At 71.9% G+C, this 19895-nt stretch carries 18 protein-coding genes, 1 tRNA gene and 1 pseudogene; 8 read left to right on the forward strand and 12 right to left on the reverse strand.

What is annotated here, in order from left to right:
• Window positions 1-84: 84 nt before the first annotated feature.
• From ilvA to OG598_RS22340, 4 genes are all read right to left on the reverse strand, one after another.
• A complete protein-coding gene (gene ilvA / locus OG598_RS22325; RefSeq protein ID WP_328650923.1) occupies window positions 85-1305 on the reverse strand; it encodes a threonine ammonia-lyase in 1221 nt (406 codons plus the stop codon).
• Window positions 1306-1382: 77 nt separating this feature from the next.
• Window positions 1383-2792, reverse strand: a complete 1410-nt coding sequence (locus OG598_RS22330; RefSeq protein WP_328650924.1) for an amidase — start codon at window positions 2790-2792, stop codon at window positions 1383-1385.
• 13 nt (window positions 2793-2805) lie between these two features.
• Window positions 2806-3948, reverse strand: a complete 1143-nt coding sequence (locus OG598_RS22335; RefSeq protein ID WP_328650925.1) for a cystathionine gamma-synthase — start codon at window positions 3946-3948, stop codon at window positions 2806-2808.
• Window positions 3949-4048: 100 nt separating this feature from the next.
• Entirely contained in the window at window positions 4049-5092 is a 1044-nt protein-coding gene (locus OG598_RS22340) for a hypothetical protein (protein WP_328650926.1), read from the reverse strand.
• Between the two features lie 141 nt (window positions 5093-5233).
• On the opposite strand from OG598_RS22340, the gene OG598_RS22345 reads away from it, so the two are divergent.
• The 4 genes from OG598_RS22345 (at window position 5234) to OG598_RS22360 (ending at window position 8197) form a co-directional block, all read left to right on the forward strand.
• Window positions 5234-5656: an HIT family protein gene (locus OG598_RS22345; RefSeq protein WP_328650927.1), complete on the forward strand. Its 423-nt coding sequence runs from the start codon at window positions 5234-5236 to the stop codon at window positions 5654-5656.
• 76 nt (window positions 5657-5732) lie between these two features.
• The gene (gene msrA, locus OG598_RS22350) at window positions 5733-6395 is read left to right on the forward strand and encodes a peptide-methionine (S)-S-oxide reductase MsrA (RefSeq protein ID WP_328650928.1); all 663 of its coding nucleotides are present in this window, start codon (window positions 5733-5735) and stop codon (window positions 6393-6395) included.
• A 366-nt stretch (window positions 6396-6761) separates the two neighbouring features.
• A complete protein-coding gene (locus tag OG598_RS22355) occupies window positions 6762-7691 on the forward strand; it encodes a ribonuclease Z (protein ID WP_328650929.1) in 930 nt (309 codons plus the stop codon).
• On the forward strand, window positions 7688-8197 hold the full coding sequence (locus OG598_RS22360) for a GNAT family N-acetyltransferase (protein ID WP_328650930.1): 510 nt from the start codon (window positions 7688-7690) through the stop codon (window positions 8195-8197). Before OG598_RS22355 ends, OG598_RS22360 begins: the two co-directional genes overlap by 4 nt.
• 165 nt (window positions 8198-8362) lie before the next feature.
• Here OG598_RS22360 and OG598_RS22365 read toward each other — a convergent pair whose 3' ends face one another.
• Together OG598_RS22365 and OG598_RS22370 are read right to left on the reverse strand one after the other, a co-directional pair.
• A complete protein-coding gene (locus OG598_RS22365; protein ID WP_328650931.1) occupies window positions 8363-9733 on the reverse strand; it encodes a cystathionine beta-synthase in 1371 nt (456 codons plus the stop codon).
• 73 nt (window positions 9734-9806) lie between these two features.
• Window positions 9807-10163, reverse strand: a complete 357-nt coding sequence (locus OG598_RS22370; RefSeq protein ID WP_112582466.1) for a YkvA family protein — start codon at window positions 10161-10163, stop codon at window positions 9807-9809.
• Window positions 10164-10314: 151 nt separating this feature from the next.
• Here OG598_RS22370 and OG598_RS22375 point away from each other — a divergent pair.
• The 3 genes and pseudogenes from OG598_RS22375 to OG598_RS22385 all read left to right on the forward strand — a co-directional run.
• Window positions 10315-11378 (forward strand): annotated as a pseudogene (locus OG598_RS22375) (SGNH/GDSL hydrolase family protein); the annotation flags it as partial.
• A complete protein-coding gene (locus OG598_RS22380) occupies window positions 11364-12176 on the forward strand; it encodes an SGNH/GDSL hydrolase family protein (protein WP_328650933.1) in 813 nt (270 codons plus the stop codon). The pseudogene OG598_RS22375 and the gene OG598_RS22380, both read left to right, overlap by 15 nt.
• 78 nt (window positions 12177-12254) lie before the next feature.
• Window positions 12255-13517 (forward strand): acetyl-CoA C-acetyltransferase, encoded by a 1263-nt coding sequence (locus OG598_RS22385; protein ID WP_328650934.1) that lies wholly within the window; start codon window positions 12255-12257, stop codon window positions 13515-13517.
• A 12-nt stretch (window positions 13518-13529) separates the two neighbouring features.
• Here OG598_RS22385 and OG598_RS22390 read toward each other — a convergent pair whose 3' ends face one another.
• From OG598_RS22390 to OG598_RS22405, 4 genes are all read right to left on the reverse strand, one after another.
• Window positions 13530-13850, reverse strand: a complete 321-nt coding sequence (locus OG598_RS22390) for a hypothetical protein (RefSeq protein ID WP_328650935.1) — start codon at window positions 13848-13850, stop codon at window positions 13530-13532.
• Window positions 13851-13896: 46 nt separating this feature from the next.
• A complete protein-coding gene (locus OG598_RS22395) occupies window positions 13897-14655 on the reverse strand; it encodes a Bax inhibitor-1/YccA family protein (RefSeq protein ID WP_328650936.1) in 759 nt (252 codons plus the stop codon).
• 136 nt (window positions 14656-14791) lie between these two features.
• Entirely contained in the window at window positions 14792-15607 is an 816-nt protein-coding gene (locus tag OG598_RS22400; protein ID WP_328650937.1) for a Bax inhibitor-1/YccA family protein, read from the reverse strand.
• A gap of 106 nt (window positions 15608-15713) precedes the next feature.
• Window positions 15714-15794: transfer RNA gene (locus OG598_RS22405), tRNA-Leu, on the reverse strand.
• A 101-nt stretch (window positions 15795-15895) separates the two neighbouring features.
• On the opposite strand from OG598_RS22405, the gene OG598_RS22410 reads away from it, so the two are divergent.
• Window positions 15896-17758: a hypothetical protein gene (locus OG598_RS22410; protein WP_328650938.1), complete on the forward strand. Its 1863-nt coding sequence runs from the start codon at window positions 15896-15898 to the stop codon at window positions 17756-17758.
• Between the two features lie 110 nt (window positions 17759-17868).
• Here the strand turns inward: OG598_RS22410 and OG598_RS22415 are convergent, their stop codons facing one another.
• Both OG598_RS22415 and OG598_RS22420 read right to left on the reverse strand, forming a co-directional pair.
• Window positions 17869-19200, reverse strand: a complete 1332-nt coding sequence (locus tag OG598_RS22415) for an NAD(P)/FAD-dependent oxidoreductase (RefSeq protein WP_328650939.1) — start codon at window positions 19198-19200, stop codon at window positions 17869-17871.
• A gap of 102 nt (window positions 19201-19302) precedes the next feature.
• A complete protein-coding gene (locus OG598_RS22420) occupies window positions 19303-19863 on the reverse strand; it encodes a hypothetical protein (protein WP_328650940.1) in 561 nt (186 codons plus the stop codon).
• Between the last annotated feature and the right edge of the window lie 32 nt (window positions 19864-19895).

Raw genomic sequence — 19895 nt, forward strand, 5'->3', positions numbered from 1 at the left:
GCGCCACCCGCTGCCGGCCGGCTCGACCGACACCGGCACCACCTGTCGAAACACCGCGCATCCGAGGCGTGGCACCCACTGGTGTCACGCCTCGGCCGCGAAGACCACCTGGTAGCCGCTGGCCCGTAGGGCGCTGATCAGGGTGTCCGAGTGCTCGACGCCCCGGGTCTCCACCGACAACGCCACCTCCACCTCGCCGAGGCCGAGGTGCGGGTTGGCCCGCTGGTGCTCCACGTCCACCACGTTGGCCCGGTGCTCGGCGATCTGGGTGAGCAGCGACGCGAGCTGCCCCGGCCGGTCCGAACAGCGGACGGTCACCCGCAGGTAGCGACCCGCCGCCGCCAACCCGTGCTCGATCACCCGCAGCATCAGCAACGGGTCGATGTTGCCGCCGGAGAGCACCGCCACCACCGGGGTCTCCACCTCGACCACGCCGGCCAGCAGCGCGGCCACACCGACCGCCCCGGCCGGCTCGACCACCTGCTTGCCCCGCTCCAGCAGCATCAGCAGGGCCCGGGAGATGTCCTCCTCGGAGACCGTGACGATCTCGTCGACAAGCTTGCGTACGTGGTTGAAGGTGATCTCGCCCGGCCGGCCGACCGCGATGCCGTCGGCGATGGTGGAGAAGATGGGCAACCGGACCGGTTCCCCGGCCACCAGCGAGGGCGGGAACGCCGCCGCCCCGGCCGCCTGCACGCCGATGATCCGGACGTCCGGGCGCAACGCCTTCGCGGCCACCGCCATGCCCGAGATCAGACCGCCGCCACCCACCCCGGTGATGATCGTCTTGACGTCCGGGCACTGTTCGAGGATCTCCAGCGCCACGGTGCCCTGCCCGGCGATCACATCGGGATGGTCGAACGGGTGGATCAGCACCGCGCCGGTGCGCTCGGCGTACGTGTGCGCCGCGACCAGCGACTCGTCGACGGTGTTCCCGGCCAACTCGACCTGCGCGCCGTACCCCTTGGTGGCGGCCACCTTCGGCAGCGGCGCGTTGACCGGCATGAAGACCGTGGCGTGCGTGCCGACCAGGCCGGCGGCGAGAGCCACGCCCTGCGCGTGGTTGCCCGCGCTCGCCGCGACCACGCCGCGCTCCCGCTCCGCCGCCGACAACCGGGAGATCCGCACGTACGCGCCCCGCACCTTGTACGAGCCGGCGCGCTGCACGTTCTCGCACTTGAGCCACGTCGGCCCGCCCAGTGCCGCGCTGAGCGGCCGGGAGGGCTCCAGTGGGGTGGTGCGGATGACGCCAGCGAGCAACTCCCGTGCGGCCCGCACGTCGTCGAGACCGACCAGTTCCGTCATGCCCCGATCGTGCCACCCGACTCCGGAGCCCTCGGCGGCGACACCGGAGTGCCCGACAGCGCGCACACCGTCGGACCTCAGGCGGTCGCCGGCGACTCCGTGCCGACCCGGGGGTAGCCGGGGGCGTGACGCGTCCACGGGGCGGCCATCTCGAACTGACCGGCCACACCGAGCAGCAGCAGCTCCGAGCCGGGCGGACCGACCAGCTGCACGGCGACCGGCAGGCCGTCCGGGCGGCGTCCGACCGGTACGACGACCGCCGGCAGGCCGGCAATGTTCCAGGGTGCGGCGTATGGGGCGTACCGGATGTTGGCTGTCATGTTCGCCCGCCAGGACCGCTCCGACCAGCGGGCCGCCTCCGGTGGCGCGCTGGCCAGTGCCGGGGTGAGCAGCAGGTCGACCGAGTGGTCGGTGAAGAAGTCGACAGACCGTTGCCGCCAGGCGGCCCGGTCCGCCTCCCGCACGTAGCCGCGACGCTGCGCCCACTCGCCCAGCGCGACGTGTCGCCGGGTACGCCGTTGCAGCCCACGCCGGTCCAGACCGGAGGCCCGGACGTCGGTGGCGGCTGCGGCGAACCAGGTGGCGATGCCCTGCAGGCCGAGGGCGGTCGGATAGACCGGATCGGCCGGCACCGTGTCGTGCCCGGCGGCGGCGAGGAGCCGACCGGCGGCGGCGACAGCGTCCCGGTTGGGCGCGTCCGGTGCGACACCGCGCACCGGCGAGCGCAACGAGACGCCCACCCGCAGCCGCTGCGGGGGGACCAGCTTCTCGGGACGCCGGCCGGCGAGCACCGAGAAGCCGACCGCCGCGTCGGCGACAGTGCTGGTCAACATGCCGTGCTCGGTGAGGCCGAACCAGTCGTCCGCCCCGAGCTGGCACGGGACCACGCCCCGACCGGGCTTGAGCCCGACGAGTCCGCAGCAGGCCGCGGGAATCCGGATCGAGCCGAGACCGTCGTTGGCGTGCGCGATCGGCACCAGCCCGGCGGCGACCGCGGCGGCGGCACCACCGGAAGACCCACCGGGGGTACGCGTGCTGTCCCACGGGTTACGGGTCACCGCGCTGTCGTCGTCGGTCAGCGCCCACAGCCCCAGTTCGGGCATCCGGGTCACGCCGACGATCACCGCGCCGGCGCCGCGCAGCCGACGCACCACCTCGTGGTCGGCCTCCGCCACGTCGGTGCGGGCGGCAGCCGACCCGTTCCAGGTGGGCAGGCCGGCGACCGGGGTGTTCTCCTTGACCGCCACCGGAACCCCGGCCAGCGGCAGGTTGGCCAGGTCCTCCTGCTCGTCGACCTTCTCCGCCTCGGTGATCGCCTCACCGCCGCGAACGGCGCGGAACGCGGCCAGCTCACGGTCGGCTCGGGAGATGTACTCGAGGTGGTCGGCGACGACCTGGGTCGCCGAGACGTCACCTCGGCGTACGCCCCGGGCGATCTGCTTGGCGGTCGCTCCGACCCAGGTCGCCATGATGTCCTGCACGGCCATCCTCCCCCAGCGGTCAGCCCAGCGCCTGCTCCAGATCGGCGAGTAGGTCGTCGACCGTCTCGATGCCGACAGACAGTCGCACGAGATCGCCGGGAACTTCAAGCGGCGAGCCGGCAGCACTTGCGTGTGTCATCCGACCCGGGTGCTCGATCAGGGATTCCACACCACCCAACGACTCGGCGAGCACGAAGAGCTTGGCCCGGTTGCAGATGTCCACGGCGTGGTCCTCACCACCGGCGGCGCGGAACGAGATCATGCCACCGAACCGGCGCATCTGCTTGGCGGCCACCTCGTGACCGGGGTGCGAGGGCAGCCCCGGATAGAGCACCTGGGCGACCTTGGCGTGACCGTCGAGGTACGCGGCGAGCCGCTCGGCGTTGTCGCAGTGCCGGTCCATGCGTACCCCGAGGGTCTTGATGCCCCGCAGGGTGAGCCAGGCGTCGAACGGGCCGTTGATCGCGCCCATCGCGTTCTGGTGGTAGCGCAACTCCTCGCCGAGCCCGGCGTCGGCGACGACGAGGGCGCCACCGACCACGTCGGAGTGCCCGCCGACGTACTTGGTGGTGGAGTGCACCACCACGTCCGCGCCGAAGGCGATCGGCTGCTGGAGGTACGGCGAGGCGAAGGTGTTGTCCACCACCAGCAGGGCGCCCGCGTCATGTGCCACGGCGGCCAGGGCGGAGATGTCGGCGATGCCGAGCAGCGGGTTGGTCGGCGTCTCCACCCAGACGATCTTCGTCCGGCCGGGCCGCACGGCCGCCCGGACCGCGTCCGGGTCGGAGACCTTGGCCGGGCTGAACTCCAGGCCCCAGCGCTGCGCGACCCGGGCGAAGAGCCGGTACGTGCCGCCGTACGCGTCGTCCGGGATCACCACGTGGTCGCCGGGCTGGCACACGGCCCGCAGCAGGGTGTCCTCCGCGGCAAGGCCGCTGGCGAAGGCGAGCCCCACCGGCCCGCCCTCCAGCGCCGCCAGGCACTCCTGAAGCGCGTCGCGGGTCGGGTTGCCGGAGCGGCTGTACTCGTAGCCGAGACGGGGCGCGCCGACGGCGTCCTGGGCGTACGTGCTGGTCTGGTAGATCGGTGGGATCACCGCGCCGGTGCGGGCCTCGGGGTCCTGACCGGCGTGGATGGCGAGCGTCTCGAAGCCGTGACTCATTCTGGTGAGGCTAGTGCCCCCGTCCCGCAGACTGGAACGGAACCCGTGCTCCCGGGCGGAGCCGGGCCGGGTGGCCCGGCCCCGCACCAGGGCGATCCCGTCAGCCGGCCGGGACCGGCAGCACGTGCAGCATCGCCGGACGGGCTCCGGTCCAGTCCCAGCTGACCGCGTAGACCCGGGCGCCGTTCGGCGACCAGGCCAACCCTCCGGCGGGGAGCTCGTCACCCAGCTCGTAGCGGGCCAGTTCGGTGCCGTCCAGGGCGAAGACGAAGACGTCCGGGGCGTAGTAGGCGTGGGCGCCGGCGGCGATCATGGTGCCGGTACGCGACAGCTCGACGGCGCGCGGGTACGGGCCGGTGGCGTACGTCGCGCTGGGCGTGGCGATCTCGGCGAACGGGAACGCCTGCACCAGGGGCGGTGAACCCGCGGCCGTGTAGAGGGTGGTGCCGGTCGGGTCGAGGGCGACGTCACGGAGGTTGCTGCCGACCGCGCTGAAGGCGTTGGTCCTGGGTGCGCTCAGTGCGCCCCCGGCACCGATGTCGTACGCGTACACCGACGCGGGGCTCAACCACGGCTGCCCGACCAGCAGCACCGAGCGGTTCTGGCTGGCGGCAGCGAGTAGCGGAGAGCCGTAGAAGTACTGGCCGACGGCCACCCCCGTGTCCACCCGGGCCGGCTGGCGTCCCAGGTCGATCCGACCGATGTTGCCGTCCCCCTGGCCACAGCCGTAGCCGAACCACAGATACCGGCCGGTCAACGCCAGCGACGACGGGCACTCGCCCGCGCCGGTGTCGTACCGGGCCGACTCGATCAGCGAGCCGGTGTCGAAGGCGGCGATGGCGTTGGACAGCGCCACGTAGAGGGTCCGCCGGTCGGCGCTGAGCAGCAGGTCGGTGGGGCCGGGCAGGCCCGACAGCGTGCCGATCACAGTGCCGGTCGCGCTGGTCACCACGACATCGGTTGCGGAGCTGCCACCGCTGACGAAGACCCGGTCACCGGCCGACACCACGTCGGCCACAGTGCTCAGCGGCAGTGGGGTGGCGGTCGGCGCGGCGGCCGCCTGGGCGTGGCCCGGGGCCGCGCCGGTGAGCAGCCCGGCGGTCAGCGCCGCCAGCGCCAGGGTGAAGCCTCTTCTGATCTGCAAGCTTTGTCCTTTCGGAGCATCGACGCGCACGCCGATGGCCGGGATCACCCCGTGTTCATCCATTCACGTAGATGATTACCACAGTCGGTTCGCGTGTAGGGGGCGCCGTCACCCGGGAGGCCGCCGGCATAGCCTGGCCCGATGAGCGGTTGCGTGTTCTGCGGGATCGTGACGGGCGAGGTGCCGGCGTTCCGGGTGGCCGACACCCCGGACGGGGTGGCGTTCCTGGACACCCGGCCGGTGTTCAAGGGGCATGTCCTGGTGGTGCCCCGGGCGCACCTGGTGACCCTGGCGGAGTTGCCGGTCGACCTGCTGCCCGACTACTTCGCCATGGTTCAGCGGCTGGCGGTGGCGGTGGAGACCGCTCTGGGTGCCGGTGGGACGTTCGTGGCCATGAACAACAAGGTGTCCCAATCGGTGCCCCACCTGCACACCCACGTGGTCCCCCGCACCAAGGGCGACGGGTTGCGCGGCTTCTTCTGGCCGCGCACGCGGTACGACGACGACACCGAGGCCCAGACGTACGCGGACCGGATCGCGACGGCGCTGCCCGGCGGGGCCTGACCGACCCTCACGCGGGTAAGGAAGGTTGACCCTCCGGTGTTACACGCTGGGAGTGGTACGAGAGGAGATCCCCACCGTGTTTCTGCGCCGTATGAAGGCCGAGATGGTCTCGCCCGACCAGGCCCTGCCGGGCCGTCCGATCGCCATGCCGGTCGCCGACCGCCACGAGGTGCTGGGCACCCCGTTGAAGGGTCCGTTCCCTGAGGGCCTCCAGGTCGCGGTCTTCGGCATGGGCTGTTTCTGGGGTGCCGAGCGGCTGTTCTGGACGCTGCCCGGCGTCTACACCACCTCCGCCGGCTACGCGGGTGGCATCACCAAGAACCCGACGTACGAGGAGACGTGCTCCGGCCGGACCGGGCACGCCGAGGTCGTCCAGGTGGTGTACGACCCCAGCAAGATCAACTACGAGGATCTGCTGAAGGTCTTCTGGGAGAACCACGACCCGACCCAGGGCATGCGCCAGGGCAACGACGTGGGCACCCAGTACCGCTCGGCGATCTACACGACCACCGACGAGCAGCGGACCATCGCGGAGTCGTCCAGGGACGCGTTCCAGCCGATCGTGACGCGGGCCGGCAAGGGTGAGATCACCACCGAGATCGCCCCGCTCGGCAGCTACTACTTCGCCGAGGACTACCACCAGCAGTACCTCGCGCCGACGAAGAACCCGAACGGGTACTGCAACCACGGCCCGAACGGGCTGAGCTGCCCGGTCGGAGTCGCCCGAGTCGGCGGCTGACCACCGCCACCCGCACACGTGTGATGCCCGGCCGCCCAGGAGGTGGCCGGGCATTCCCATCTGACCCTGTGATCGAAATCCGTTGCCGAGCCCGACGAGAACTCGATAACGTGGCCGTACACGTGAAAGGAGGTGGTCCAGACTTGTATAGCAATCGGACTCGTGAGGTGGCTGTCAGCTAGCCGCTGTCCTCGACAGTGAACGGCTCGCCGTAAGGCGGGCAGCAGCACCATCGTCGAGACCGTGTGGCAGCGGTGCGGCGAATCCACGACAGCCACCCGACCCCCGGGGTGCCGGCCAAGTCCAGCCGGCCCGCGCACATGCGCGGAGCGCCCCGGGGGTCGCTCCATATCCGCGGGAGTGGCGATGTCCATGCGCGAGCTGGTGGTGCTGGGGACGGCCAGCCAGGCGCCGACCCGTCAGCGCAACCACAACGGGTACGTGTTGCGCTGGGACGACGAGGTGATCCTCTTCGACCCGGGTGAGGGCAGCCAGCGTCAGCTCCTGCACACCACTGTCACCGCCACCGACCTGACCCGCATCTGCGTCACCCACTTCCACGGCGACCACTGCCTGGGCCTGCCCGGCACCATCCAGCGACTCTCCCTGGACCGGGTGGCCCACCCGGTCGCCGTGCACTTTCCCGCCGGCGGCGCCGAATACTTCGCCCGGCTGCGGTACGCCACCTCGTTCTACGAGACCGCCGAGCTGCGGGTCGAGCCCATCGAGGCCGACGGGCAGCGGATCGACCTGCGCTGCGGCACGCTGGAGGCACGCCGGCTCCGGCACCCCATCGAGACGTACGGCTACCGGCTGGTCGAGCCGGACGGGCACCGGATGCTGCCGGAGAAGCTGGCCGCGTACGGCATCGCCGGGCCGGCTGTCGGCGAGCTGATCCGCGTCGGGCACCTGGATCTCGACGGACGCCGCGTCACCCGGGCCGAGGTGAGCGTGCCCCGGCCGGGGCAGCGGTTCGCGTTCGTGATGGACACCGGCCTCTGCGACGGGGTGTACGCACTCGCCGAGCACGCCGACCTGCTGGTCATCGAGTCGACGTTCCTGGAGTCGGAGGCCGCTCTCGCCGCCGAGGTCGGCCACCTGACCGCGGCGCAGGCCGCCCGGGTGGCGACCGAGTCCGGGGTACGCCGACTCGTGCTGACCCACTTCTCCCAGCGCTACCCCGACCCGCGCCGGTTCCACGACGAGGCGCGGGCGCACTTCGACGGTGATCTGATCATCGCCGAGGATCTGACCACGGTGCAGCTTCCGCCCCGCCGGGTAGATTCGGCCGGATGACCGTCACGCTCCGCCCCGCGACCGAAGGCGACCTGATGGCGGTGGGTGCCCTGCACCAGCGCTCCCGGGTCGCCGCGTACTCCGCCTTCCTGCCGGCCGAGGCGCTGGCCGACCCGACACCGGAGGCGATGGGGCGGTACTGGGTCGAGCGGTGGATCTGGGAGCGGGAAACCCACCGGATGACAGTGGCCGAGCGGGCCGGGGCGTTGGTCGGGTTCAGCCACCTGGGCCCGGACGACGAGGACGACCCGGCCACCGGGCTGCTCAACGCGATCCACCTCGACCCGGCCGAGCAGGGCCGCGGCGTGGGCCGCGCCCTGATGGTGGACGCGCTGGACGCCATGCGGGCGCAGGGCTGGCGGCGTGCCGTGCTCTGGGTGCTGCGGGACAACGCCCACGCCCGCTCGTTCTACGAGCGCGGCGGCTGGACCCCCACCGGCGACGAACGAGACGAGGCAATCGGGTCGGCCCCGACCCGACAACTCCGCTACACCCGCCCCCTCTAAGCGCCCCACCCCAGCCCCGCGGACCGTCCCGTCCCGCCCCTGACCCGGTCGATCAAGGACCTTTGGTGGGCGCTTTGGGCACGGGTGCCTGCTTTGCGCACCACCACAACTCCATGATCGACGCGGTCAGGGGCGGGGCCGGAAGGGGCGGGGCGGGTGGGGGTACTAGTGGGCGCCCAGGTGGGACAGGAGGTCCTGGCGGGTCAGGACGCCCTTGGGCTTGCCGTCGACAAGCACCAGGGCGGCGTCGGACTTCTCCAGCATGCCCACCGCCTCGCTCACCGGCTGACCACCACCGATCATCGGCAGCGGGTCGCCCATGTGCCGCTCGATCGTGTCGTGCAGGTGGGCCTGGCCGGTGAACAGCGCGTCGAGCAGGTCCCGCTCGGCGATCGAGCCGGCGACCTCACCGGTCACCACCGGCGGCTCGGCCTTCAGAACCGGTAGCTGCGAGACGCCGTACTCGCGCATGTAGTCGATCGCGTCGCGGACGGTCTCGGTCGGGTGCACGTGCACCAGCTCGGGCAGCCCTCCCGGCTTGCTGGCCAGCGCGTCGGCCACCGTCGGCTCCGCGCCGGAGTTGTCGAGGAAGCCGTACCGGGCCATCCACGAGTCGTTGAAGATCTTGGAGAGGTAGCCACGGCCGCCGTCGGGCAGCAGCACCACCACCACGTCGTCCGGGCCGGCCCGGCGGGCGACCTCCAGGGCGGCGACCACCGCCATGCCGCAGGAACCGCCGACCAGCAGCCCCTCCTCGCGGGCCAGTCGCCGGGTCATCTCGAAGGACGCCTTGTCGGAGACCTCCACGATCTCGTCGGCGACACTCCTGTCGTACGTCTCCGGCCAGAAGTCCTCGCCGACGCCCTCCACCAGGTACGGGCGGCCGGTGCCGCCGGAGTAGACCGAGCCCTCCGGGTCGGCCCCGACGACGCGCACCCGCCCCTCGGACGCCTCCTTGAGGTACCGGCCGATGCCGGAGATGGTGCCGCCGGTGCCGACGCCGGTCACGAAGTGGGTGAGCCCGCCGTCGGTCTGCTTCCACAGCTCCGGGCCTGTCGTCTCGTAGTGCGAGCGCGGGTTGGCCGGGTTGCTGTACTGGTTGGGCTTCCAGGCGCCGGGGATCTCCCGGGTCAGCCGGTCGGAGACGTTGTAGTACGAGCGCGGGTCCTCCGGCGCGACGGCGGTCGGGCAGACCACCACCTCGGCGCCGTACGCCCGGAGCACGTCCTGCTTGTCCTGGCTGACCTTGTCGGGGCAGACGAAGACGCACTTGTAGCCCTTGAGCTGGGCCACCAGGGCCAACCCGACGCCGGTGTTGCCGCTGGTCGGCTCGACGATGGTGCCGCCGGGCTTGAGCAGGCCGGCGGCCTCGGCGTCCTCCACCATCCGCAGCGCGATCCGGTCCTTCACCGAGCCGCCCGGGTTGACGTACTCCACCTTGGCCAGGACTGTGGCCTGGATGCCCTCGGTGACGTTACGCAGACGCACCAGCGGGGTGTTTCCGATCATGTCGACGACGTTGTCGTAGTACTGCACGGTGTGCCCTTCGTTGCGGCGCCGGCGGTGGGCGGCCGGGAAGACGTTTGCTCACCGCCCAGCGTACGTGCCGTCAGGGCACCAGCCCCCCGGGGATGACCGAGCTGCGGCGGGCCTCCCACTCCAGGAACCGGTCGGTCTCGGCGAGCACGCTGCCCGCCAACCAGGTGACCATGACCGCGTCGTCGGCCAGCCCGAAGATCGCCAGCGGGATCTCCGGGAGCAGGTCGATCGGCGAGACGATGTACGCCGTCGCCGCGGTCATCAGGGCCAGCCGAAGGCCGCCGTCGTACTCCCCCTTGGTGGTAGCCCTGATCATCCGGGGCAGCGCGGCCAACCGCGTGCCGATCGACGGCCCGTTGCGCGCCCCGGCCGCCAGGGCCCGCGCCAGGGCCGTAAACGCCGCGCTGCGCTTCAGTGTCTTACCCATCGTCGCGCTCCTCTCCGCCGGATCAGCGTGGCGGGTCGGCGCAAGTCCGGCCGGCCTCTGGAACCTCAGTACCCCGTCGCGTCGGTTTCCAGGCACCCGGGTGCCGTCACGACGACAGCGGTGTGTCGGGCCAGCGCGATAATGTCGCGGTATGGGGGTGGCACATTCCGTCGTACCCGGTGGTGAGCGCTGGCGGCAGGCCCGGCGCTTCGCCCTCGTGGCTGCCATCGGCACCGGCGCCACAGCGGCGGCCGCGGTGGCCACCGGCGGGGTGCTGGTCGGCCAGGCCCGCCAGGCTCGACGGACCATCCCGATGGCCGAGGCGCCGCCGCCCCGCTGCGACGGGATGTACGGCGCGAAGTTCCCCGGTCCGGCGCTCACCATGGTCGTGCTCGGTGACTCGTCGGCTGCCGGCTACGGGGTGCACCGCCGTCGGGAGACGCCCGGTGCGCTGCTCGCCACCGGCCTGTCCCGCCGACTGCACCGGCCGGTGCAGTTGCACCGCTTCGCGGTGGTCGGCGCCATCTCGGCGGCGCTGCGCCACCAGGTGGAGGCGGCGCTGGAGTGCCGACCCGACATCGCGGTGATCCTCATCGGCGGCAACGACATCACCAACCGCACCCCGCGCGGCCTGGCGGTGCGCTACCTGGTCGAGGCGGTGCACACCCTGCGCGACGCGGGGTGCGAGGTGGTCGTCGGCACCTGCCCCGACCTGGGCGCGATCCGTCCGATCCAGCCGCCTCTGCGCTGGCTGGCGCACCGCTGGAGCCGCCAGCTCGCCGCCGCACAGACGGTGGCCGTGGTCGAGGCGGGCGGGTGGACGGTCTCCCTCGGTGACCTGCTCGGCCCCCGGTTCGCGGCCGAGCCGACCCGGATGTTCGCCTGGGACCGGTTCCATCCCTCCGCCGAGGGGTACGCGATGGCCGCCGCCGCGCTCCTGCCGACGATGCTCTCCGCCCTCGGCGCGACCCCGGAACGACGGGCTACACCGACGCGCCGCGACGGCGTACGGTCGCTGCCGGAGGCCGCGCAGGAGGCGGCTCGACACGCCGGCACGGAGGTCAGCGGCGTCCAGGTGCGGGGCCGCGACCGAGGGCCGGCCGGCCGGTGGGCGCAGCTGCGCCGACGGGCGTTCTTCGGTGTCGGCGCGGTGCCGCAGCACGGGTCCGCCTCGGACACCTCGACAGTGGAGGGACTGGCATGAACGAGCGCAGCGCGCGGAGCGTGACCTCCGGCCTCGCCGGCCGACTGGGTCGGGCGGCGGCGATCTCGCTGTTCGCCGGCACCGTCGGGGGCGCCGCCGTCCTCGCAGGTGAGGCGTTCATCGCCCGGCACCGACGCTACGCCGAACCGGAGCTCGGCCTCGCCCTGCGCGCGACGATCGGCCGGGCGGGCGCTTCCCCGCTGCGACTGGTGTTGCTGGGCGACTCGTCGGCGCTGGGCGTCGGTGTCGACCGTCTGGAGGACACCATCGGCGGGCAGTTGGCCAACCTGCTCGCCGAGGGCCCGACCGGGCGCCGGGTGCACCTGTCCAGCGTCGGCGTCTCCGGGTCCCGCTCGACGGACCTCGCCACCCAGGTGGCCCGGGCCCTGCTCGGTGAGCGGCCCGACGTGGCGTTGATCCTGATCGGCGCGAACGACGCCACCGGGCTGCGTCGGCCCTCCGACGCGGCGGCCTATCTCGGCGCGGCGGTGCACCGCCTGCGTGAGGCGCGTGTCGAGGTGGTGGTGGGCACCTGCCCCGACCTCGGGGCGGTGCGTGCCATCGCGCCTCCACTGCGCCAGGTGGTCGGCTGGTCCGGGCGTCGGGTGGCCCGCGCGCAGACCGCTGCCGTGCTGGAGGCGGGCGGCTCGGTGGTCGACCTGGCCACCGAGACCGGGCCGGTGTTCCGGGCCGACGCCGGGACGCTCTGCCAGGACGGCTTCCACCCCTCCGCCGACGGCTACCGGGTGTGGGCGCACGCGCTGCTGCCCGCCATCGTCGCTGCGGCGGCGGCCACGACCCGGCGCTAGATCGTCCCCGGCCAGGGTGACATTTCCCGCCGCGCCGGCTTCTTCCGCGCCATGTTACCGGCGGGTTAACGTTGGTCCATGCCGATTGAGTCGTCCCGCGACGCCGTCATCGTCGCCACCGCCCGCTCCCCCATCGGCCGGGCGCACAAGGGGTCCCTGCGCGACGTCCGCTCCGACGACCTCGCCGCGACCATCGTCCAGGCCGCACTGGACAAGGTCCCCGCGCTCGATCCGACCACTATCGACGACCTCTACCTCGGGTGCGGCCTGCCCGGCGGCGAGCAGGGCTTCAACATGGCCCGGGTGGTGTCCACCCTCCTCGGTCTGGACACTGTCCCCGGCGCCACGCTGACCCGCTACTGCGCCTCCTCGTTGCAGACCACCCGGATGGCGATGCACGCGATCCGGGCCGGCGAGGGCGACGTGTTCGTCTCGGCCGGCGTGGAGATGGTTTCCCGCTACGCCCGGGGCAGCTCCGACGGGCTGCCGCCAGAGGCGCAGGCCCTGGTCGGCGGCGGCTGGGAGAACCCCCGCTTCGGGCCGGCCGGTGAGCGCTCGAAGCGCCGCGCGCAGGGCGACGCCGAGGTGTGGACCGACCCGCGTGAGGCCGGCGAGCTGCCCGACATCTACCTGACCATGGGGCAGACCGCCGAGAACCTGGCCCAGGTTCACGACGTCACCCGCGCCGACATGGACGAGTTCGGCGTACGCAGCCAGAACCTCGCCGAGAAGGCCATCGCCGACGGTTTCTGGGCCCGGGAGATCACCCCGGTCACCACGCCGAACGGCACCGTGGTGAGCACCGACGACGGGCCCCGGGCCGGTGTCACCCTCGACGCGGTCTCCGGCCTGAAGCCGGTGTTCCGCCCGGACGGTCGAATCACCGCCGGCAACTGCTGCCCACTCAACGACGGCGCCGCCGCCGTGGTGGTGATGAGCGCCCAGCGGGCAGAGGAACTCGGGCTCACCCCGCTGGCCCGGATCGTCTCGACCGGTGTGACAGCCCTGTCGCCGGAGATCATGGGTCTCGGGCCGGTCGAGGCGTCCCGGCAGGCGCTGCGCCGAGCCGGCATGACCATCGACGACGTCGACCTCGTCGAGATCAACGAGGCGTTCGCCGCGCAGGTCATTCCCTCCTACCGCGAGCTGGGCATCCCGGAGGAGAAGCTGAACGTGATGGGCGGGGCCATCGCGGTCGGCCACCCGTTCGGCATGACCGGCGCGCGGATCACCGGCACCCTGCTCAACGCGCTGGAGTGGCACGACAAGACCATCGGTCTGGAGACCATGTGCGTGGGCGGTGGCCAGGGCATGGCCATGGTGCTGGAACGGCTCAACTGAGCCGAGCCGCCCTCAGAGCGCGCTGCGGGTCGCCGTCACCTCGGCGGCGGCCCGGGCCAGCGCCTCGGCCCCCGGGTCGGCGGCCAGCAGGTCCGCCGTGACCACCCGCAACTGATCGGGTAGGGCCAGGTCGTTGTCGAGCCGGGGCACCACCCGACGGGGCTCCCCCTCGGCGTCGGCGGCCAGGTTGGCGACCTCCTGCACCAGGCGGTGCACCAGGTCGGCGCGGGACACGTTGCCGGTGGTCGCGACCGCCGCCCACCTGGGCTGCTGCCAGTGCGCGATCTGACGGACCAGCAACTGCACGGCCTTGTCCAACTCCGCTGCGCTCATCGCCGCCGAGTCTACGGCCGACACCGATCGCGCCTGGTCGGGCCGGTCAGCGGCGCAGGTAACTGAGCAGCCGCAGCAACTGCCAGTAGAGGAAGACCAACCCGGTGAGCAGGCCGAACGCGCTCAGCCACGCGTACCGACGGGCTCGGCCGTCCCGCACCGAGCGCTCGACGAGATCGAAGTCGAGGATGAAGCTGAACGCCCCGGCGATGATGGCCACCACCGAGAAGGCGTACGGCAGCCAGCCGACCTCCCCGCTGACGCTGTAGACCGCCAGGCCCGGCCGCCCGGTGATCAGGTACGACACCAGGTTGACCACGCTGAGCACGGCGATGCCGAGCAGGGTGCCGATCACCAGGCGGGCCAGGCGGGGCGTCGCCCGGATCACCCGGGCCCGGTACAGCGCCGCCATGCCGAGGAAGACGCCGAAGGTGCCGGCCACCGCCTGCACCACGATGCCCGGGTAGACCTGCTCGAAGGTGCGGCTCGCCACCCCCAGCAGCAGGCCCTGGAGGATGGCGTAGCCGACGATCGGCACCGGGTTGGTGATCGCTCGCAACGAGATGACCAGGACCAGCGCGATCGAGGCGAGCGCGCTGCCGGCCAGCGCGGCGCCCAGCCACACCGCGTCGGGGATCACCGCCCAGGACACCGCCGCGGCCGCGCCGGTCACCAGCAGCAACCCGACGGTACGGACCACCACGTCGTCGACTGTCATCGGCTCGACGTCGCGGGCGCCGAGCACCCGGGCCTCCACCCGGCCGGTTTCGTCCAGCCGGTTGAGCACCGGGTTGTTGCTGCGCACCGCCGCCTCCTTCGCCCGCGTACCCCCCGAAGTCACTCTGCCCCGGGCGGACCGGCGGCGGCGGGCAAACGGCGCGGACGACGGCGCCCGCCCCCACCGGAGTGGGGACGGGCGCCGGTCGACAGTGCGGACGAGGTCAGTCGTCGCCCTGGAAGTAGCTCAGCAGGCGCAGGATCTCGATGTAGAGCCAGACCAGGCTGACCAGGATGCCGAACGCGGCCACCCAGGAGTAGCGCTGCGGCAGGCCCATCCGGACGCCGTCCTCGATCTCCTTGAAGCTGAGCACGAAGCTCAGCGAGGCGACCACGATGCAAACGAGGCTGAAGCCGATGGCCAGCTTGCTCCCGTCGCGCAGCCCGGTGTTGACGCCGAACAGCGCCAGCACCAGGTTGATCATCATGACCGCGAAGAGGCCGACCATCACGGCGATCATGCCCTTGACGAAGGCCGGGGTGGCCCGGATGACCTTCGCCTTGTAGAGCATCGCCATCAGGAAGAAGATGCCGAAGCTGGCCACGGCGGCCTGGAGCACGATGCCGTCGTAACGCGTCTCGAACGCCTTGCTGACCATGCCGACGAAGACACCCTCGACGACCGCGTACGCGATCACGAGCGCCGGGTTGGCCATCCGGGAGAACGAAATGATCAAGCCGAGGACCAGGCCGACCACCGCCGCGCCGATCCAGGCGGTACCGACCAGCGCGTCGGGCACGAGCACCCAGGCGGCCGCGGCGGTGATGCCGAGGATGCCGAGGAGAGCGACCGTCTTGACGACCACGTCGTCGACGGTCATCGGCGCCACGGTCGGCGGCGCGGCCGGGTAACCGGCCTGGGACGGGTACTGCTGGGGAATGCCGGGCTGTCCGTACGGCCCGGCCGGGGCGTACCCGGCGGAGCGCTCCCGCTCGGCCGCCTGGCCGAGCCGGGCGAGCACCGGGTTCGAGGTCTTCACTGTCTGGCCTCCCTCAGGGGGTCGTTTGCACGTGAACGTGCCCTCCAAGAGTAGACGGCACAGCCAAGTCCTGGAGATCACGAATGAGAATGTGTGAGTCGACCGGTGCCCGGGGCGGGGGTCGAACCCGCACGCCTTTCGGCAGCCGCTTTTAAGGCGGCCGTGTCTGCCTTTCCACCACCCGGGCGAGTGGCACCGGCGCGCCGACACGCCTGGTGCAATGTCACCGTAGCCGGTCTGCGGCGACCCGGCGTACCCCGCCGGTCCGGCCACATTAGGGTCGATGCCGTGAGCAGCGCAGCCCCCACGGCCCCCGACGCCGCCCCTGAGCAGGCATTCCGCCTCGCCGATCAGGTCAACCGCCGACCCCGGGCCACCCGGCTGCTGGCTGCCGTCCGCCGCCACCGGGCGGACCTGCTGGCCGCTCTGATCTTCGCGGTGCTGGCCGGCTGGCTCACCCACGGGCTGTGGCCCGACCCGGGCAGCCGCATCCTGGCGCTCAACCCGGAGGACCAGACCCTCTACGAGTGGTTCCTGGCGGTGGACGCCCGCGCGCTGCTCGGCGACTTCGACCTGCTCACCGACCGGCTCAACGCCCCCGACGGCGTGAACCTGATGACCAACACCACTGTGATCGCCCTCGGCGTCCTCTTCGCGCCGGTCACCCTGCTGCTGGGCGCACCGGTCACCTTCGCGCTGCTCGCCGCCGGCAACCTCGCCGGCACCGCACTCGCCTGGTACCTGCTGTTCCACCGGACGCTGCGCGTCCGCCGGGTGGCCGCCGCACTCGGGGGCGGGCTGTGCGGATTCGGGCCCGGCATGGTGTCGCAGAGCAACAGCCACCTGCACATGACCGCCCAGTGGCTGGTGCCGGTGATCGTCTGGCTGGTGGTCCGACTGCTGCGTGCGGCCGACCCGGGGCCTGCCACCACCCCCGACGAGGCCGGCCGTACCCGAACCACCGGGCCGGACCGTCGTCGGCTGTTCACCTCCGCGGCGGGGCTTGCCGGCGCGGTCAGCGCGCAGGTCTTCATCGGCGAGGAGGTGCTCTTCCTCGCCGCGATCACGCTGCTGGTGATGGCGATCAGCTACGCCGTGGCGGACCGGGACCTGGCCCGCCGGGCGCTCCCCGGGTTCGCCGGCGGGTTGGCGATCGCCGCCGGGCTCGCCCTGCTGGTGCTCGGCTATCCGCTGTGGTTCCAGTTCGCCGGGCCTCAGGGAGTCGCCGACGGGATGTTCACCCCGGCCTACTTCTCTGCCGACCTGAGCAGTTGGTGGACGCTCTCCCCACTGTCGGTGGCCGGCAGCGACGCATCCGCCCGGTTGACCACCGGCCCCGCCGAGTACAACACGTTCCTCGGCTGGCCACTGCTGCTGGTCGCCGCGGTCTGCGCGATCTGGGCCGGGCGACGCCGGGTGGTCTTCGCCTGCGTCGCGGCTGGCCTGGTGATGGGGGCGCTCTCGCTCGGCCCGGAGGTGGTGCTCGGCGGCACCAGGACGGCGATCCCCGGCCCGTACGCGGTGATCGGAGGGCTGCCGGTGGTGGACGGGGCGTTGCCGATGCGGTTCGCGCTGGCGTTGCTGCCGATCGTCGCGACACTGCTGGTGCTCGCTGTCGACAGGGCCCTGCGCAGCTCCGGTCGGGCACGGCGGCTGGTGCCCCTGGCCGTCGGAGTGGCGCTGCTACCGATCTTCCCGACCCCCCTGCCGACCGCCGGACGACCCGCCGTGCCGGAATTCATCACCGGCGGCCACTGGCGGCAGTGCGTACCGCCGGGCGGTGTGCTGGTTCCGGTGCCACTGCCTACCCCGAAGGAGCCCTGGCCGATGCGCTGGGCGACCGCCGCCGACGCCGGTTTCGGGCTGCCGGAAGGCTTCTTCATCGGCCCGTACGGGAGGGGTGGCACCGCGGCGATGGGCACCTTCAAGCAGCCCACCTCCGCGCTGCTGGCGGATGTCGCCCGCCGCGGCGACCAACCGGCCATCGGCGACGAGCAGCGCCGACAGGCGGCCCGCGACGCCGACTTCTGGGGCGCCTCCTGCGTGGCGCTCACCGACGACGCCCCCCACGCGGAAAGCCTGCGCGCCACCCTGGAGCAGCTCTACGGCCCACCCACCCGCATCGCCGACGCGTGGACGTGGCGGGTCTAGACAGACAGAAACCCCGCCGATCTTGCACTTTCTGCCCGGACAAGACGCGCCAGAAGGCGCATTACGGCATCCGGAAGTGCAAGATCGACGGGGTCAGCGTCGGTCTGTTGTCAGACGCGGGGCGCGCCGACCGGCTGGGAGGCCTCGACGAACTCCTCGCGCGGGTCGTGCAGCTGGCCCAGGGCGACCACCTCGCGCTTGAGGAAGAACGCCAACGACCAGTCCACCACCACGCGGACCTTCCGGTTGAACGACGGGATCCGGCTCATGTGGTACGTCCGGTGCATCACCCAGGCCGGCCAACCGGTCATCTTGATCCCGTACACTTGGGCGACGCCCTTGTGCAGGCCGAGGCTCGCGACGCTGCCGACGTGCTTGTGCTTGTAGTTGACCGGCTCGCGGCCCCGGATCACGGCCGTGATGTTGTCGGCCATCCGGGCGGCCTGGCGCACCGCGTGCTGGGCGCTCGGCGAGCAGAAGTTGCCCGGCTCCTTGGTCAGGTCCGGCACGGCGGCGCAGTCCCCGGCGCTCCAGGCACCCTCGAGCACCTGGTCACCGTCGACCACCTGGAGCGTGGGCAGGCAGGTGATCCGTCGACGGTCGTCGCGCGGGAAGTCGGTCGAGTCCAGCATCGGCGACGGCTTCACACCGGCGGTCCAGACGATCGTGTCGGAGCGGAAGCTGTCACCGTCGGAAAGCTTGACCACCCCGTCGACGCAGGACTCGAGGCGGGTGTCCAGCCGGATGTCCATGTTGCGCTTCATCAACTGCTGGACGGTGTAGGCGCCCATGTCCCGGTCGACCTCGGGCAACACCCGCTGGGTGGCCTCGACCAGCACCCAACGGACCTCGTCCTGCTTGAGCTCCGGGTAGTACCGCAGGGCGTCGCGAGCCATGTCCTCCATCTCGGCGAGCGCCTCGATGCCGGCGTACCCACCGCCGACGAAGGTGAAGGTCAGCGCCGAACGGCGGACGTCCGGATCCGGCGTGGCGGCCGCCACGTCGAGCCGATCCAGCACGTGGTTGCGCAGGTAGATCGCCTCGCCAATGGTCTTGAACCCGATGCCCTGCTCGTGCAGGCCGGGGATCGGCAGGGTGCGGGAGACCGAACCCGGAGCCACGATCACGTGGTCGTAGGTGATCTCCCGGGCCGGGCCGCTGATCGGCTGCACGGTGGCCACCTTGCGGTCGTGCTCGATCCGCGTGACCGTGCCGGCCACCATCTTGCACTTGCGCAACTCCCGCCGCAGCGGCACCACGGAGTGCCGCGGGGAGATGTTGCCCGCCGCCGCCTCCGGCAGGAACGGCTGATAGGTCATGTGGGGTTGGGGGTCAACCACCATGACCTCAGCCTCACGGGAGCTGAGCTTCTTCGACAGGCGCAGGGCCGCGTACAGACCGACGTGCCCGGCACCAACCACAAGGATCCGCTTCGGATTCACGTTGTCTATCTTTCCCCGGCCGGCTCAGGTAATCCCGCTCGCGCCCCCCATCTGTGACGGAGCACAACCCATGTGACCTGCGTAACCCTCAGGTCGCAGTGGTCACCGACGCCGCAGAAGCCAGCCCAGCAACACTGCCAACCCCACCGCCAGCAGCAGCCCCAGCACCGTCACCCACTGGTGGCCGGCGCCCCCACCCGTCCCCGTCGCCTGCAACAACAGCACGCCGAGCACCGCGGAACCCAACAGCACGGCGGCCGACCGCACCAACCACCGGGTGATCAACTCGGGGTCCACCATCGCGTCATAGGGCAACAGCGCGGCCAGCGCGCAGAGGGTGTGACCCAGGTAGAGCAGGGCAGCGACGGCGAGCAGCCGCCAGAGGGCTACCGGACGGCCGTACCCGTCGGTGGCGAGCAGCCAGCCGCCGACAGTGACCAACGCCGTGAAGGTCGTCCAGACCTTGCGCGGCCCGAACGCGGGCAACAGGGCGGCCACCGCCAGGAAGAAGATCGGCCGACCGGAAAGCACCTCCGCGGGAAACGCCAGGACGAACCCGGCAAACACGATGACGAAGATCCCGGCCCGGACCAGCAGCGGGGCCAGGCTGACGCGAGCGACCGCGTACTGCGCCGCCCGAACCCGCTCCACCAGAGCGTTCACCGCGTCCGCCTCCCGTTCGCGACAGCGGGGCT

The sequence above is a fragment of the Micromonospora sp. NBC_00330 genome (assembly GCF_036136635.1).
GTDB classification, from domain to species: Bacteria; Actinomycetota; Actinomycetes; order Mycobacteriales; family Micromonosporaceae; genus Micromonospora; species Micromonospora salmantinae.